Raw genomic sequence first — 15130 nt, 5'->3', positions numbered from 1 at the left:
CCCCTTCTCACACAGCCTGTTCGACCATGTGCGGCGGCTCGGCCGCTGCGCCGGCGACGAGGAACGCGCACACCGCGATCGCCGCGCAGGCCAGCATGACGATCGCCAGGGGGCCGGCGGTCTCCGGTCCGGCGATGCTCACCAAGGGCGACACCAGCGCACCGAGCCCGAACTGCAGGGCGCCCAGTACCGCCGATGCGGCGCCGGCGTTGGTGCCGACGGACGACATGGCCAGGGCGGTGGCGTTGCCGAAGACCAGGCCCAGGCTCGAGACCATCACGAACAACGGCGCCGCCAGCCAGGCCGGCGGTGCGCCGGTCACCACCAGTACCGCGAAACCGATGGTGGCGGTGGACATCACGGTGATCCCGACTGCGACGAGCCCGCGGACCGCGCGGGTGGCGACCAGACGCACGGCCAGAGCGCTGACGGCCATCAGGCCCGCCGCGTTGACCCCGAACGCCAGCCCGTACACGCCGCTGGAGAGCCCCATCATGTCCTGATAGACGAACGGCGACGCCGAGATGTAGGCCATCATCACCGCGAAGGAGAACGCGAAAGTGCCGCTGTAGCCCAGGAATCCGAGCCGGCGCAGCTCGCGGGTCGATCCCGGGTGGTCGGCGCGGCGGCGTACGAGCCGGCGATCTCGGGGCAGGGTCTCGGTGATGACGCAGGCGATCGAGACGAGCATGACGACCGAGATCGCGAGGACCACACCGAGGATTCCGCGCCACCCGATCGGATCGACGAGGAACCCGCCGAGCAGCGGCGCGAGCACCGGCGCCACCCCGCCGACGATCATCATCAGCGAGAACGCCCGGGCGGCTGCGCGCCCGCTCGCGAGGTCGGAGATGATCGCGCGGCCGATCACCATGCCCGCAGCACCACCGAATCCCTGCAGGAACCGGGCGGCGACGAGCACACCGACCGTGGGGGCGAGCGCGGCGAGCACGCCGGAGGCCACACACAGCAGTGCCCCGGCCAGCAGTGGACCCCGACGGCCGAATCGATCCGAGAGTGGACCGAAGGCGAGCTGGCCGGCGGTGATACCGATCAGGAAGGCGGTGAGCGTCAACTGGATTGCGGTCGCCCCGGTGCCCAGATCGCCGGTCATCTCCGGGAAGGCCGGCAGATACAGGTCGGTGGCGAACGGTGCCACCGCCGACAGCAGGGCCAGGACGAGCAGGACCGGTCGGGTGACACCGGGGTGGGTGAGGTCGGGTTGGGTGATGCCGCTGTGTTCGGCTGCGATCCCGGGTGGTGTCGACGACGTCATATGGTTATGGGAACATATCCATATGCCGCCTGTCGAACGCACACCGAGGTCACGAGCAGCACTCCTCGTCGAGATCGCCGACGTGGTGCTGCGAGTGGCACGCGAGGTCGAGCCCCGCGGACCGCACGGTCCGTCCGGCGTGGTGCCTCTCAACGGCAGCGAGGCCGCGGTGATGCGGTGGGTGCACCGTCACCCCGGCGGCACCCCGGCTCAGGGTGCCACCGCAACAAGGTTGCAGCGCAGCAACTTCAGCGTCGCCATGCGCTCCCTCGAGGACAAGGCGATGATCGTCCGGGAACCCGATCCCGGCGATGCCCGCTCGGTGCGGCTGTATCCGACCGACCTCGCCCTCGACAGCATCGCCCGACTCCACGAGTTCTGGGCACACACGATGTCCGCGGCCCTGGAGGCGGAGACGTCGGCCGGTGCGCAGCCGATCGAGCTCGACCGGCTGCGGACCACCCTCGAGGTGCTCTGCGCACTCGACGAGGGATTGCCGCGGGCGCGGTGATCGAATCCATCGCGGTCATCGAACCGATCGCGGTGGCGAAGTCGGGACCCGCTCGCCACACTGGAGACCACAGCGCCTGACGCCGATGACAGGCCACGACGGAAGGCCCAACGATGGCTGGTCACAACGAGAACTTCGGATTCGATCCCGAGGACTTCGATCGCTTCGCCCGGGAGGCCGCCGACGGTTTGCGCCAGGTTTTCGGGCGCTTCGTCTCCGAGCCGGCGGCGTCGAGTGTGTTCTCGACGTTCGTCGATGCCACCTCTGGCCGCCGCACCAAGCCGGAACCGCCCACGGCGGGTGAGGTCGGTGCGGGCGTCTGGGCGGTGTTCGACGTCGACGATCGGGGCGATGCGCGAGTGGAACAGGTATTCGCCACCGAGATCGACGCCCTGCGCGCCAATCAGCACAACACCGATCCGCGACGCCGGGTGCGATTCTTGCCCTACGGCATCGCGGTCAGCGCGCTCGGCGGTTCGGCGATCGCCGCCGACAACAGTGGCAGCGAGGACGAGGATCGCGGCGGTGCGGCCGGGGAGTCCGCCGACAGCTGACCCGCACCGGGCGACTCACTTGGCCGAGCGCAGCGCCTCGCGTCGTTGCTGCGCCTCGGTGAATCGCCGGCGCTGCACGTCGTTTTCCGGCACCAGCTGCGGTACCGCGCACGGACGGCCGTCGTCGTCCATCGCGACCATCGTGAAATAGCAGCTGTTGGTGTGCCGGCGCTCGCCGGTCTGGATCGACTCGGTCTCGACCCGGATGCCGACCTCCATCGACGTCCGACCGGTGTAGTTGATGGACGCCGACAGGATCAGCAGTTCACCGACCCGGATCGGCTCCCGAAAGATGACGCGGTCCACCGACAGGGTGACCGCGTAGTGGCGCGAATACCGGCTCGCACACGCATAGGCGACCTGATCGAGCAGTTTGAGCAAAGCACCGCCGTGGACGTTTCCGGCGAAGTTCGCGAGGTCGGGCGTCATCAGCAGCGACATGTACAACGTCGACCGGTCGGTTCCCGGATGGATGTGCGCTTCGGGCGGCGACGGCACCTGCGCGGGCGGGGTCATCGGGGCGCTCCTCGCGATCGGGGCCGGCGCTCACGGTGCGATGTGGCGGGCCGGTGGTCGCGTCATGATAGGCACGTCGAGGGCGATGCGGCAGGATAACGCGGGTGAGCGTGCTTGCCGAGGCGGCCTCGGATCCCGACCGCAGCACCGCGGTGACCCTGTTCTGGATCGCGGTGGCGGCGGTGGCCGCGCCGCTAGTCGCCCGACTCACCCGCCGCTACGTCCCCGAGGTGGTGGTGCTGCTGATTCTCGGCATGGTGTTCGGGCCGCACGTCCTCGCCGTGGGTGATCCGGACTCGGTGGCCGCGGTGAGCCAGCTCGGCCTCGGCATGCTCTTCCTGCTCGCCGGATTCGAACTCGACCCGCACATCCTGCGCGGCAAGCCCGGTGCGCTCGCGGGCGGGATCTGGCTGCTGAGTCTGCTCATCGCGACGATCGCGGTGGCACTGCTGGTGGCGCCGGGCGATTTCACGGCACACGTCGCGATCGCGATCGCGATGACCTCGACGGCATTGGGAACGTTGCTGCCGATCATCAAGGCCGACGGGCTACTCGAACAGCCGTTGGGACGCGCGGTGATGGCCCACGGGGCGGTCGGTGAACTCGGTCCGATCCTGGCGATGTCGTTGCTGTTGACCAGCCGCAACATCGGCGGAGCGGCGATCGTGCTCGCCCTGTTCGCCGTCGCGGCCCTGGTCCTGTTCGCGCTCCCGCGACGAGTCGGCCGGATTCCGGCCCTGCGCGCCGCTCTCGTCGAGATGGAGGGCGGCACCTTCCAGTTGCCCGTGCGCGTCGTCGTGGTGCTGCTCGCGGCGTTCATGGCGGTGGCCGCGGTCTTCGATCTCGACGTGGTGCTCGGTGCCTTCGCCGCCGGCATCGCCCTTCGGCGCCTGCTCCCCGAGGACACCCGGGTGGTCGAGAGCCTCGAGGTCATCGGCTTCGGCCTGCTCATCCCGGTCTTCTTCGTGACCTCGGGCATGAACATCGATCCGTCGGCGGTGGCGTCGGCGCCGATGCTGTGGGTGATCCTGGTCGTCGGTATCGGCGTTGCCCGCGGCGTCCCGGTGTGGGTGGGCGAGCGGCTGGTGACCCACGAGGCAAGTCTGCGCGTCGGACGCGAGCGCATCTCGCTGGCGCTCTACGCTGCCACCGGCCTGCCGATCATCGTCGCCGTCACCCAGGTCGCGACGAGCAGCGATCTGATGTCACCGACGCTGGCCTCCACACTCGTGGCCGCGGGCGCCACGACGGTGCTGGTGTTCCCGCTGGCTGCTCGGTTGATCGCGCGTAAGGACTCCACGGCGGCGTCCGCGGTGTCGTGACGCTGTGGGCCGCGTCTCGGCGCCCGTCAGGACGAGCACGTCCGCCAGACGAGCGAGGGGACGACCCATGGAATGGATCGTCCCCTCGGCCGGATCCGGGAGACACCGGATCCGTGCTGCGTCGTTGTCGATCAGAGGTACTGACCGCAGACCGGCCAGGCGCCCGGTCCCTGGGTGGCCAGCACGTTCTCGGCGACGCGGATCTGCTCGTCGCGCGAGGCGTTGGCGGGGTTGCCGGTGCCGCCGTTGGCTTCCCAGGTGGACTGGGTGAACTGCAGGCCGCCGTAGTAGCCGTTGCCGGTGCTGATGCCCCAGTTGCCGCCGCTCTCGCATTGCGCGACGGCGTCCCAGTTGTGGCCGGTGTCGGCCGATGCGGTCGCGGTTGCCACGCCGAACGGGGCCACCGCCAGGGCACCGATCACTCCGGCGCGCACAGCAAGCTTCTTCATGGTGGTCGTCATCCATTCCTCCTCTCATCCGCCCGGTGGTGGGCAGGTGATTCTCGGACCGGAGGCGACCCTACGGGCTCGATAACGGTCAGGTCACGCCCACGCTTGCGACCTGCGGGAAAATCATCACGGTGAGATAACGCTGTGAAGTGACCAGGAAATGCCTGCGCATCACGGCGTGTCGCGCTCCTCGACCAGGGGTTGGCGGGACCCTTGTTTTGTGACCAAGCGCACAGTGAGTTTGTGGTTCGTGTCACGCGTTTTCGGTTGCGTCGCTGTCCGTTTCGCGGCATTGATGTCGAAAGTTGCTCGCGGAATGCGCAATTCGTCGTCTACGTCGGACCGGGCGGGCGAGCGCGTGCTCAGTCCCCTCACAGTCCGGGGGGTTAGCCTTGCGCGGTTTACGTGCCGACGCCGCCGGCCCCAGGGGACGATGCGGCGCGCAACGGCGCCCTGACGACGAGTGGAGAACGGATGGCCAGCGAGTTCGATCGACGTCGGTCGCGTGCGTCCTCCGGACGTCACCGCGCCGCACGGCCCGATCGGCCGACTGCGGGCGAGGTGTATCGCCGGGCGGCGCAGCGCCGAGCCGACGAGGACACCTCGGTCTGGACGCCGGTCGGGGGCTTCCCCGCGGAACCGGACGCGCCGGATCACCCCGATCTCGACGTCAGCCCCATCGAGCCGCAGCCGACCCGCCGTTCGGTCTCCGAGGACCCGACCCGACCCATCCCGACGACCCCGACACCGGATCGTCGCCCTCGACCGCAAGCGCGGGAGACTGTCGCGTCGACGCCGGACGACGGCACGGTGGGGGCCGATGCCGGCACATTCCGGGCCATTCCGGTCCGCAGCGGCACCGCACGGGGCCGCTCGGTCGAACGCGACCCCGCACGGCGTCGTGCACCACGACTATCAGCGAACGATTCCGCGCGGCCCGCGCGCCGCCGGACCGCGATCGGACTGGCACGCGCGGCAGTCGTGGTGTGCTCGGTTGTCGCCTTCGTCGTCTGTGGGGCGATGTGGATGGGGGCCAGCACTTTTCGTGGCGGGCTCGGGTACTCCAACGCGCTGCAGGGCGCGCCGCGGTCGACCGATGGCGCCCAGAACATCCTGCTGATCGGGCTCGACACCCGAAAGGACAAGAACGGCAACGATCTTCCCGACGATGTGATGCGACAGCTGCACGCCGGTGACGGCGACTCGGGTGGCTACAACACCAATACGCTGATCCTGATGCACATCCCGGCCGACCGGAAGAACATCGTCGCCTACTCCATTCCGCGCGACGACCTCGTCGAGACGCCCGATCTCGACGTGTCCCAGGCCAAGATAAAAGAGGTGTACGGCCGCACCAAGGCGGCGACCGAGGACCAACTGGCCAACGAGGGCATCAGCGATCCGGCCACGCTCGAGGCGAAGGGTCGCGATGCCGGCCGCACCGCAACGATCAAGGCGGTGCGCACCCTCACCGGAGTGCCCATCGACCGATTCGCCGAGGTCAGCCTGATCGGTTTCTACGACGTCGCCAAGGCGCTCGGTGGCGTCGAGGTGTGCCTCAATCATGCGGTGTCCGACGACTATTCGGGCGCGAACTTCAGTGCGGGCATGCATCGGCTGTCGGCGTCGCAGGCATTGGCCTTCGTGCGCCAGCGTCACGGGCTGACCCGCGGCGACCTCGACCGCACCCACCGCCAGCAGGCCTTCCTGCTCTCCGCCCTCCATCAGGTGCAGAGCGCCGGGACGCTCACCGACGTCGGCAAGCTGAACCGGCTGATGAGCGTCGTCGACGACGACGTCGTCTTCTCCCAGGGCTGGGATGTGGTCTCCTGGGCCCAGGACATGATCGGCGTGCCCGATCAGAAGATCAGCTTCCAGACCCTGCCCGTCGTGCGGTATGCGACCGTCGACGATCAAGACGTCAACATCATCGATCCCGTCGCGATCCGCGCCGAGGTCCAGCGCGCCTTCGGTGTGCCGGTCGCCGCGCCCGCGCCGTCCTCATCCGATACCTCCCAGTCCGGCGGTTCCCAGTCCGGTGCGTCGTCGTCGGACTCCGGGTCGGAGGCGACCCCGACGACCGACGACTCCTCCGACGGGGCCCAGGACGCCAGTGCCGACGACTCCGGACCCGCGCCCGACAGCGGCCCGGCCGTGGTCAACACGGGCACCATTCCCTGCGTCGACTGACCGGTCGACACCTGCCCACACGGACGGGGCGTGGCGGGTTCGTCGGGAAATGCCGATGCCGGGTCGAGGTGATCGGCACACTGGACTCGGGTACAGCCCTACGCGGGGTGGGAGCGAGGAGAAGACAGTGACGCACACAGCACAGCCGGCAACAGGGGTCGGCACGGGGTCCTCGGATCCGGATCCGGTCGAGGTGGTTGTCGAGGCGCCACTGGGGATCGTGACGTTGACCCGCCCGCGTCGGCGCAACCCGTTGTCGACGGAGACGATGCGCGCCGTCACCGCGGCCCTGCGGACATTGGGTTCCGACGACGCCGTCCGGGTGGTCGTGATCCGCGCGCACGGGCCGGCGTTCTCCGCCGGACATGATCTGTCCGAGCTCGTCGACCGCACCCTCGACGACGAGCGCGCTGTCTTCGACACCTGTGTGGAGATGATGGCCGCGGTCCACGAACTCGATCGTCCGGTCATCGCCGAGGTCGCCGGGGCGGCCTTCGCCGCCGGCTGTCAGCTCGTTGCGACCTGCGATCTCGCCGTGGCCGCCACGACCGCGACGTTCTCGACCCCGGGTGTGCGCATCGGATTGTTCTGCTCGACGCCGATGGTGGCGCTCACGCGTGCGATCGGGCGCAAGCGGGCGATGAAGATGCTGCTCACCGGTGACGCCATCGACGCCGACACCGCCGCTGACTGGGGACTGGTCAACGACGTCGTGTCACCCGACGAACTGGCGACGACGGTCCGTGAACTCGCGCTGCGCATCGCCGGGTCGAGCGCCTCCACCTTGGCCATCGGCAAACGTGCCTTCTATCAGCAGATCGACGAAACTGAGACGCGCGCATACGAGCTCATGGCCGAGACGATGGCCACCAACGCGATGACCTGCGATGCGCAGGAGGGGATGTCGGCGTTCCTGGCCAAACGAGCGCCGGTGTGGACCGACCGGTGAACTCCTCCGAGTCCTCCTAACGCGTCTCGGTGGGGTCTGGTCCGTCCTCCGGCGGCGTTGCCGGATCGGGATCGTCGGGCTCGTCTGGCTCGTCGTTCTTGTCGGACGGCGTCGTCGCCCGTTGCGGGACAGAGGAATTGAGCAGCGCGTCGACCCATCGCGTGGACGGATCGATGTCGAGCAGCAGAGCCTTGCACATGATGGTCAACGGCACCGCCAGGATCGCCCCGAGCGGACCGAGGACCCACGCCCAGAACAGCAACGACACGAACGTCAAGGTGGTCGAGAGCCCGACGGCGTCGCCGACGAACTTCGGTTGGATCACCGACTGGATGACGACGTTGATCACGCTGTAGACCACGATGACCACCAGCATCGTCGGCACACCGCCGTCGAGGAGCCCGAGCAGCGCAGGCGGGATGACGCCGATGACGAATCCGATGTTCGGGATGTAGTTGGTGATGAACGACAACAGGCCCCACAAGATGGGCAGCGGTATGCCGATGATCGCGAGCGCCACGCTGTCGAACACCGCCACGATCAGACCGAACAGCGTGGAGACCCACAGATAACTGCGAGTGGCCTGGGCAAAGGCGGAGAAGGCCGACGCGATGTCGGGGCGCTCGGCGCGTAGATACTCCATCCGGTCCCCGAAACCGACCGAGTCGGCGGCCATGAACAACAGCAGCGCCAGGATCAGGACCAACGACGAGGCGACGCCGGCGGTCGACTGCACGATGTCGGTGGCCGCGCCGATGATCTTGCTGGAGTCGATGTTGTGCAGCATGTCGTGCACTTTTTGTTCACTGACCCCGTGCGAGGTGAGGAACCGCTGGAACGAGGCGAGGAGATCGTTGAACCTGTCGCTGTAGTTCGGCAGGATCGTCGCCAGGCGCGCCACCGAGTAGGCGAGCGAGGCGAACAGTCCCACCAGGATTCCGTACACCAGCACCAGGACCGTGACGAAGGCCAACCAGGCCGGTAAACCCTTGCGCCGCATCCAACTCGCGGCCGGGGCCACCGCCACCGTCAGCATCATCGCCAAGAAGATCGGTGCCACCAGGGAGGAGACCGATCGGATACCCGCGACGGCCACCACGATGCCGGCGATCGACACCAGCACGATGGCACCGCGCGGCATCGACCACGCCGGTGGGTTCGCGCGCAACGACATGGGTGCGTGGGCTTTGGCCATTTCGGGTGTGCCCCTTCTCCGGCGGCGCGCGGAGACCACCGAGCGCCCTGTGATGACGTGCTCTGCGAAAAGACTAGGTCCGGTGGTGCCCGTTGTGGGTGCTTCGGCGACCGCGAGTCCGGACAAATCACCCGGCAGGGATGAGTCACGCCGATCCGCACGCCTTCTGCGCGCACTGCGTAGAAGTGTGGGCGGCAGCGGAACGGCGGAGGAGACTGTCGGGGCCTCGTGTCGCGATGCCGCACCGGCAGCTCCGACAGGACAGACGACAGGACAGACCCAGAAGACTTCGGCCGCCGCATCCGCACACCGGCGGTCGGTGCCGTGGAAGGACCACCGTGACCGCAACAACCACCTCGAGCGCCGCAAGCACCTCGAGCGCCGCAAGCACCTCGAGCGCCGCAAGCACCCCCGCAAGTGGCGAGTACACCGACGCCGACCTCGATGCCGTCTTCGGGCCGGTGTTCGCCCGGATCGCCGAGGGGGCCGTCGCGCGAGAGGAGGACCGCCGTCTCGCCCACGAGGAGATCGCGTGGCTCAAACAGGTCCGGTTCGGTGCGTTGCGTGTCCCCGTCGAATTCGGTGGTTACGGGGCGTCGGTACAGACCCTGTTCCGGCTGCTGATCGATCTGGCTGCGGCGGAATCCAATCTGCCCCAAGCGCTTCGGGTGCACTGGTCCTTCGTCGAGGATCAGCTGCTCGCCGACGACTCGCCCGCCCGACAGCGGTGGCTGCAGGCCGTGGCCGACGGAACGCTCGTCGGCAACGCCATCACCGAGCCCGGCGTGGGCGCCGTGGACCGCTATCGCACCACGGTGACCGACACCGAGGGCGGATACCGCGTCGACGGCACCAAGTACTACAGCACCGGCAGTCTCTACGCCGACCACATCCTCGTCGCAGGTGATCATGGGGGAGAACGTGTCTCGGTTCTCGTCGACGCCGACGCCGACGGGGTCACCCAGCACGACGACTGGGACGGCTTCGGTCAGCGGCTGACCGCGAGCGGCACCACGGAGTTCACCGGTGTCGAGGTGCCCGCTGATCGGCTGCTCGGCGCCGGATACGGAGCCCCCGGCCGGACGTATGCGACGTCGTATCTGCAGCTGGTGCAGTTGTCGGTGCTCGCGGGTATCGCGCAACGCGCGCTGGACGACACCTCCGAATGGGTGCGTGCCCGCACCCGCACCTTCACCCACGCCGCGGCGGATCTACCCCGCGAGGATCCGTTGGTGCAGCAGGTCATCGGGCGCCTGGCCGCTGCTGCCTACACCGCGCGCACCCTGGTCCTCGACATCGCGGGCAAGCTCGATCTGCTCCTCGACGAGGGCGCCACCGACGAGGCGCTGCTCGACGAGGTCGAGTTCGACGTCGCCCGCGCCCAGCACGCGGTCATCACGACGGTGCTCGACGCCACGTCAGCCCTGTTCGAGGTCGGCGGGGCGTCGATCACCTCCGAACGGCTGCGCCTGGACCGGCACTGGCGCAACGCGCGGGTGATCTCGGTACACAACCCGCTCATCTTCAAGCTGCGCGCCATCGGAGATCATGTCCTCAACGGCGCCGATCTGCCCTATGCGTGGAGCGCAGGTGACCGCAGGTCGGTGAAAGACGAGGCAGCACAGGGCGAGTAAGGGCAGCTCACCCGCCCGGCCCGGGCGCGGGTGGAAGTGACGACGAGTGGTCGGCGGTTCACGCCGACCACTCGTGCGTTTCCAGATCCTGCCAGCGGACATCGAGGTGGGAGGCGGCCACCGCCGCGTGTTCGGGCCCGAGTAACTCGGTCAGCACCTCGGTCATGATGTCGCGCACCTGCTCCGAATCCGACGGCAGCACGTCGTGGTAGCGGGCGATCAGGCCGATCCGGATGCGGTCGACGCGTCCGTCCTCGCCGTCGACGAGCAGATGCACCACCAGGCGACCCACGGTGCGGCGGATGCGCACCGCGAGGACCTGCTTGAGGACCCGGTCGGAGACCTGAACCCCGGGAGTGTCGGTGTCGAGGGGGCGGCCCGGCCGGCGCACCCGCCCGAGATTCGCGGTGATCGCGGTGACGAGGCGATTGGCGTCCTCGCTGAGACGGTCGGTGGCACCGTCGAGTTCACGTCCGGCAGCAACGAGCCAGGCGTCGGTCTGTTCGTCGTCGAGTTGGCTACTCACTCCTGGGCTCCTTCCTGCTGTGTCGGTGTCGGCGTCGGGTCGGTGTCGGTATCGGCGCCGGGGTCGTTGGGCGGGTCCGACGATCGGCCACCGGGCCGCCAGGGTTCCAACCGGGTGGCGAGATAGCGGCGACTGCGCTGCAGATGTCCGCGGACCGATCCGGTGCTGATCTGCAGGATTCGCGAGATCTCGGCCAGCGACAATCCCTCGACCTCGCGAAGCCACCACACCGCCCGGGAATTCTGCGGCAGGGTGAGCAACTCGGTACCCAGCGCCTCGACCAGGGTCTGCCGCATCACCTCATCCGACGGTAGCGGTTCGGCGGCGGCCAGGTCGGCGAATTGGACGTCGTCGGTCGGAATGTCTCGGCGACGGCGGCGATAATCGATCGTCTTGCGGTGCGCGATCGCGAAGACCCACGTCTTGACGCTGCTGCGAAAAGCGAAGTCCGGCAGCCCCCGCCAGGCATCGAGCAACGTGTCCTGGGCCAGGTCCTCCGCGGTCTGGGAATCGGGCACCATACGGCGCAGATACCGCAGCAAGGGTGGGGACAGCCGGGCGACCAGCTCCGAGAACGCCTCGGTGTCGCCGACGGCGGCGGCCGCGGCCAACTCGTCGTCGGACAGACCGCCCAACGCCAGACCCGGAGCCGCCGGGCTGTGACCGGACTCACTCGAATTCACGCGTGCACATTTCGGTTCCACTACGACTGACCTTATACCGGCATCGTGCGCCGCAATCCGGGACGACGATGAGACCACCGAGGTCTTCTCGCCGCGCTCGGTGCGGCGGATGCCGCGAACAGTGTCCACCGTGTGTAGTCGAGTGAGTACAGAGGAGTTCTCGTGACCGATTCAACTGTGACCGATAAGACCAAGACCACCACCGCCGCCGCAGCGACGGACACCAGTGAGCCCACGGGAAAGGGCCTGGCACTGGCCCGCGAGAGTGGCGCGCCCGGTGACCGCGGCAGGACCGTGATCGCCGATGCGGTCGTCGCGAAGATCGCCGGCATCGCGACCCGCGAGGTCGACGGCGTCCACGATGTCGGTGGCGCTGCCGAGCGTGTCGTCGGAAAGATGCGCGAGGTCATTCCCGGAACCTCGGTCAGCACCACCCAGGGCATCAACGTCGAGGTCGGCGAGAAGCAGGCCGCCGTCGACGTATCGATCGTCGCCGACTTCGGCGTCGCCATTCATCAACTGGCCGCGGCGATCCGGCGCAACGTGATCAACGCGATCGAATCCATGACCGGGCTCGAGGTCACCGAGGTCAACGTCACCGTGCACGACATCAACTTCGGCGATGACGACGACGACCAGACCGACACCCCGCCTCGGGTTCAGTGATCGCCGTGCAGGCCGAATCCGGAAGTGACCGGCTCCCCACACGTTCCGGGGGGCCGGGCGCCGACCTTGCGCAGCAGGTCGCGGACGCGGTGACCGCGGTCGACGGGGTCACCGGTCTGCACGGCGGCATGTTCGGCGAGATCGCCACCTATCTCCCCGGCGGCCGGGTCAGCGGTGTGCAACTCGACGACGACCGCGGCGGAGTGCACGTGATCGTCGACATCTCCCACGACCTGCGTACCGTCGCCGCGCACGCGGTGGCTGTTGCCACGGAGGTCGCCGGGGTGCCGGTCGATGTGACCATCGAGGACATCAGCTTCCCGGGACAACGGGCGGAACAACAGAATTCGGCTTCCCGCCGCGGCACCCCCGCCGGCGGTGACCAACCCGGCGCGACAGAGGGGAATCAGAATGGGTAACAACGCAACTATCGGCTTGATCGTGGGATTGTTGCTCGCACTCGCGGTCACTACCGGGGGCTTCGGCGGTTTCGTCCTCGCGCTGGTCCTCGGCGGCATCGGGCTGGCACTGGGTCTACAACGCGACGGCGCCATCGATCTCGGTGCGCTGCTGCGAAGCCGGAACCGTGGCTGAGTCGTCGACCCCGACGCGCACCGGCGCCACCGTGACGCGAGGCGTCGACAAGGTGCGTCCGGATGCCGTCGGGACCGCGGCCCCGGCCACCGGGGATGCCAAGGGGGCGTTGATCATCGCCGACCGTGTGGGCGCCAAGATCGCCCGCCGGGCAGCACTCGACATCGACGGGGTCACCAAGTACAGCAACACGATCGGATCATTGCTCGGACCGGGTGCGCTGGGCGCGGCCTACCCCGCGGTGCGCGTCGACATGTCCGACACCGCGCCGCTCGTGGAGGTCACGGTTGCGCTGACCTGGCCGTGCGCGGTGGCGCAGGTGTGCCGGGACGTGCGCGCCCACGTCGCCGACGAACTGGCGCGGCTCACCGGGATTCGGCCCTCTCGGGTCGATGTGACGGTGGGAACGATCACCACCGACAACGGGGACTCGACCACCCGCGACGGCTACGTGGAACTACCGGCTCCCTCGGAAATCGAGAAGCGCGAGTCGCAGGCGCGCGACACCGACACCGACATGGTCACCGACACCGAGACAGGGCAGGAGAGGGTTCACTCATGACCACATCGACGACACCCGAATCCGCATCGCGGCCACGGGCCGAGGTCGTCGCCGAGAACCAGGATCTCGCCGGCGGCAAGGTCTTCGCCCCTGCGGCCTACCCGGGCGCGGCGATCGTCGGGTCGCTGATCGGGCTCCTGTTCCTCGGCCTGGCGTGCGTCGGGATCCGAGATCTCATCGTGTACGCCGGATGGATCGACGGGACCCGATGGACGACGAATACCGCCGACTGGATCACGAGAAGTACGTGGCAGGACTGGATGTGGCCGGTCGCGGTGATCTGCGTGATCGTCGGACTGTGGTTGGTGTGGCTGGCCGTCAAGCCCCGGCGTCGCACCCACGTCCCACTCGGAGACTTCGAGGTGATGTGGACCCGCCGCGGCGACATGGCGCGCCGTGCGAGTGCCGCACTGCTCACCGTCCCCGGGGTCGAGCACGCCACGACCGTGGTCACCCGACGACGGGCAAAGGTCACCGTCACCGTGTCGGGCGGTGTGGACGAGCAGACCATGCGCGACCGCGTTGCCGAGGCACTGGCCCCGGTGAAACATCCTCCACGCGTGGTGATCCGGCGCGTGGTCCGCAGCAAGGAGGCACGCTCGTGAACCGGCGTCCAGCGATCCTGCACCGATTCACCGTCGCGGTGATCGGCCTGGCACTTCTGGTGGTGGGTGTCGGTGCCATCGGTTGGCAACTCGACATCACCCCCATCCACGGCTGGGTCGATCATCTCGATCCCACCTGGGCGAGCCGCACCACCGCGGAGAACTGGTGGTGGGCTGTGCTTCTCGGGGTCGTCGTCATCGCGGTGATCTGGGGGTTCGCGCTGCTCGGTGCGGCGTCGCGTCCCGGTCGGGTGGACGACCTGACCCTGACCGGCAGCGGTGCCGACGGAATCCTGACGGTTCCGCCCAAGCTGATCGCCGCCGCCGTCGCCGACGAACTGTCCGAACGGACGATGTTCGACAAGGCGACCGCGCGTGCCCTCGATGATCGCGGACGCAGCATCATCCGCATCGACGTCACCGCACCGCCGCGCTACTCCTACGACGAGATCGCCGAGGTGCTCGGGCCCGCCGTGGAGAACATTCGTCGCGCGGTCGACGGGGCCGACATCCACGTCCAGGCGTTGGTCCACCTGCAGAATCCGAGTCGCTGAGTCCGCACGCGAGCGCAGAACTCACGATTTCAGACACGACACCGCATCTCGGTGTCGCCACGAACTCGCCGGGACCCCCGGCAGACCCGAGCGCACTGCGCGCCGGGACCATCAAGAGAAGGAGCTGTCATGGCACTCGAGGACAAGATCTCGAACAAGGTCGAAGACGCCAAGGGCAAGGCCAAGGAAGTCGGCGGCGACGTCACCGGCGACGACAGCCTCAAGAGCGAGGGCAAGGCCGATCAGGCCTCGGCCGCGGTCAAGGACGGCATCGAGAGCGTCAAGGACGCCGCAGGCAAGGTCAAGGACAAGCTGACCGGCAACTGAGCCGCGCGCGGTAACAC

At 68.4% G+C, this 15130-nt stretch carries 19 protein-coding genes; 13 read left to right on the top strand and 6 right to left on the bottom strand.

Annotated elements, in window-relative coordinates; translation table 11 throughout:
* Positions 1–7 precede the first annotated feature (7 nt).
* Complete coding sequence (locus tag P3L18_RS18995; protein WP_276114913.1) at positions 8–1276, bottom strand: multidrug effflux MFS transporter; 1269 nt, start codon at positions 1274–1276, stop codon at positions 8–10.
* A 22-nt stretch (positions 1277–1298) separates the two neighbouring features.
* On the opposite strand from P3L18_RS18995, the gene P3L18_RS18990 reads away from it, so the two are divergent.
* Both P3L18_RS18990 and P3L18_RS18985 read left to right on the top strand, forming a co-directional pair.
* Positions 1299–1787 carry a MarR family winged helix-turn-helix transcriptional regulator gene (locus tag P3L18_RS18990; RefSeq protein WP_014360646.1) on the top strand — a complete coding sequence of 163 codons (489 nt, stop codon included), beginning with the start codon at positions 1299–1301 and terminating at the stop codon, positions 1785–1787.
* A gap of 113 nt (positions 1788–1900) precedes the next feature.
* On the top strand, positions 1901–2341 hold the full coding sequence (locus tag P3L18_RS18985; RefSeq protein ID WP_006367684.1) for a hypothetical protein: 441 nt from the start codon (positions 1901–1903) through the stop codon (positions 2339–2341).
* A gap of 15 nt (positions 2342–2356) precedes the next feature.
* Here the strand turns inward: P3L18_RS18985 and P3L18_RS18980 are convergent, their stop codons facing one another.
* Positions 2357–2782, bottom strand: a complete 426-nt coding sequence (locus P3L18_RS18980; RefSeq protein WP_202947068.1) for an acyl-CoA thioesterase — start codon at positions 2780–2782, stop codon at positions 2357–2359.
* A gap of 179 nt (positions 2783–2961) precedes the next feature.
* Between P3L18_RS18980 and P3L18_RS18975 the strand changes: the two genes are divergently transcribed.
* A complete protein-coding gene (locus P3L18_RS18975) occupies positions 2962–4179 on the top strand; it encodes a cation:proton antiporter (protein ID WP_006367682.1) in 1218 nt (405 codons plus the stop codon).
* Positions 4180–4310: 131 nt separating this feature from the next.
* Here the strand turns inward: P3L18_RS18975 and P3L18_RS18970 are convergent, their stop codons facing one another.
* Entirely contained in the window at positions 4311–4640 is a 330-nt protein-coding gene (locus tag P3L18_RS18970; RefSeq protein WP_079930369.1) for a transglycosylase family protein, read from the bottom strand.
* Positions 4641–5102: 462 nt separating this feature from the next.
* On the opposite strand from P3L18_RS18970, the gene P3L18_RS18965 reads away from it, so the two are divergent.
* Together P3L18_RS18965 and P3L18_RS18960 are read left to right on the top strand one after the other, a co-directional pair.
* Entirely contained in the window at positions 5103–6818 is a 1716-nt protein-coding gene (locus tag P3L18_RS18965) for an LCP family protein (RefSeq protein ID WP_276114912.1), read from the top strand.
* 127 nt (positions 6819–6945) lie between these two features.
* Positions 6946–7767 carry an enoyl-CoA hydratase gene (locus P3L18_RS18960; protein WP_014360642.1) on the top strand — a complete coding sequence of 274 codons (822 nt, stop codon included), beginning with the start codon at positions 6946–6948 and terminating at the stop codon, positions 7765–7767.
* 16 nt (positions 7768–7783) lie between these two features.
* Here P3L18_RS18960 and P3L18_RS18955 read toward each other — a convergent pair whose 3' ends face one another.
* Positions 7784–8962, bottom strand: a complete 1179-nt coding sequence (locus tag P3L18_RS18955) for an AI-2E family transporter (protein ID WP_079930366.1) — start codon at positions 8960–8962, stop codon at positions 7784–7786.
* 338 nt (positions 8963–9300) lie between these two features.
* Here P3L18_RS18955 and P3L18_RS18950 point away from each other — a divergent pair, with 338 nt between their 5' ends.
* Positions 9301–10596: an acyl-CoA dehydrogenase family protein gene (locus P3L18_RS18950; protein ID WP_276114911.1), complete on the top strand. Its 1296-nt coding sequence runs from the start codon at positions 9301–9303 to the stop codon at positions 10594–10596.
* A gap of 58 nt (positions 10597–10654) precedes the next feature.
* Here the strand turns inward: P3L18_RS18950 and P3L18_RS18945 are convergent, their stop codons facing one another.
* The gene (locus tag P3L18_RS18945) at positions 10655–11122 is read right to left on the bottom strand and encodes a hypothetical protein (protein ID WP_006367675.1); all 468 of its coding nucleotides are present in this window, start codon (positions 11120–11122) and stop codon (positions 10655–10657) included.
* Positions 11119–11805, bottom strand: a complete 687-nt coding sequence (locus P3L18_RS18940) for an RNA polymerase sigma factor (protein WP_276114910.1) — start codon at positions 11803–11805, stop codon at positions 11119–11121. Before P3L18_RS18940 ends, P3L18_RS18945 begins: the two co-directional genes overlap by 4 nt.
* Positions 11806–11967: 162 nt before the next feature.
* On the opposite strand from P3L18_RS18940, the gene P3L18_RS18935 reads away from it, so the two are divergent.
* The 7 genes from P3L18_RS18935 (at position 11968) to P3L18_RS18905 (ending at position 15113) form a co-directional block, all read left to right on the top strand.
* Entirely contained in the window at positions 11968–12471 is a 504-nt protein-coding gene (locus P3L18_RS18935) for an Asp23/Gls24 family envelope stress response protein (RefSeq protein WP_006367673.1), read from the top strand.
* Entirely contained in the window at positions 12468–12890 is a 423-nt protein-coding gene (locus P3L18_RS18930; protein ID WP_006367672.1) for a hypothetical protein, read from the top strand. Before P3L18_RS18935 ends, P3L18_RS18930 begins: the two co-directional genes overlap by 4 nt.
* Positions 12883–13065, top strand: coding sequence for a hypothetical protein (locus P3L18_RS18925; RefSeq protein ID WP_006367671.1), 183 nt, complete (start codon positions 12883–12885; stop codon positions 13063–13065). Before P3L18_RS18930 ends, P3L18_RS18925 begins: the two co-directional genes overlap by 8 nt.
* On the top strand, positions 13058–13627 hold the full coding sequence (locus P3L18_RS18920) for an Asp23/Gls24 family envelope stress response protein (protein WP_079930362.1): 570 nt from the start codon (positions 13058–13060) through the stop codon (positions 13625–13627). The genes P3L18_RS18925 and P3L18_RS18920 overlap by 8 nt, the downstream gene beginning before the upstream one ends.
* On the top strand, positions 13624–14232 hold the full coding sequence (locus P3L18_RS18915; protein ID WP_006367669.1) for a DUF6286 domain-containing protein: 609 nt from the start codon (positions 13624–13626) through the stop codon (positions 14230–14232). The genes P3L18_RS18920 and P3L18_RS18915 overlap by 4 nt, the downstream gene beginning before the upstream one ends.
* Positions 14229–14786: a hypothetical protein gene (locus tag P3L18_RS18910; RefSeq protein ID WP_276114909.1), complete on the top strand. Its 558-nt coding sequence runs from the start codon at positions 14229–14231 to the stop codon at positions 14784–14786. Before P3L18_RS18915 ends, P3L18_RS18910 begins: the two co-directional genes overlap by 4 nt.
* 129 nt (positions 14787–14915) lie before the next feature.
* Positions 14916–15113, top strand: a complete 198-nt coding sequence (locus P3L18_RS18905) for a CsbD family protein (RefSeq protein ID WP_006367667.1) — start codon at positions 14916–14918, stop codon at positions 15111–15113.
* The last annotated feature ends 17 nt before the right edge of the window (positions 15114–15130 follow it).

Source organism: Gordonia sp. N1V, assembly GCF_029269935.1.
Taxonomy (GTDB): Bacteria; Actinomycetota; Actinomycetes; order Mycobacteriales; family Mycobacteriaceae; genus Gordonia; species Gordonia polyisoprenivorans.
Note: the sequence above shows the minus strand (reverse complement) of the source record. Positions and strands in the feature narration are given on the sequence as shown.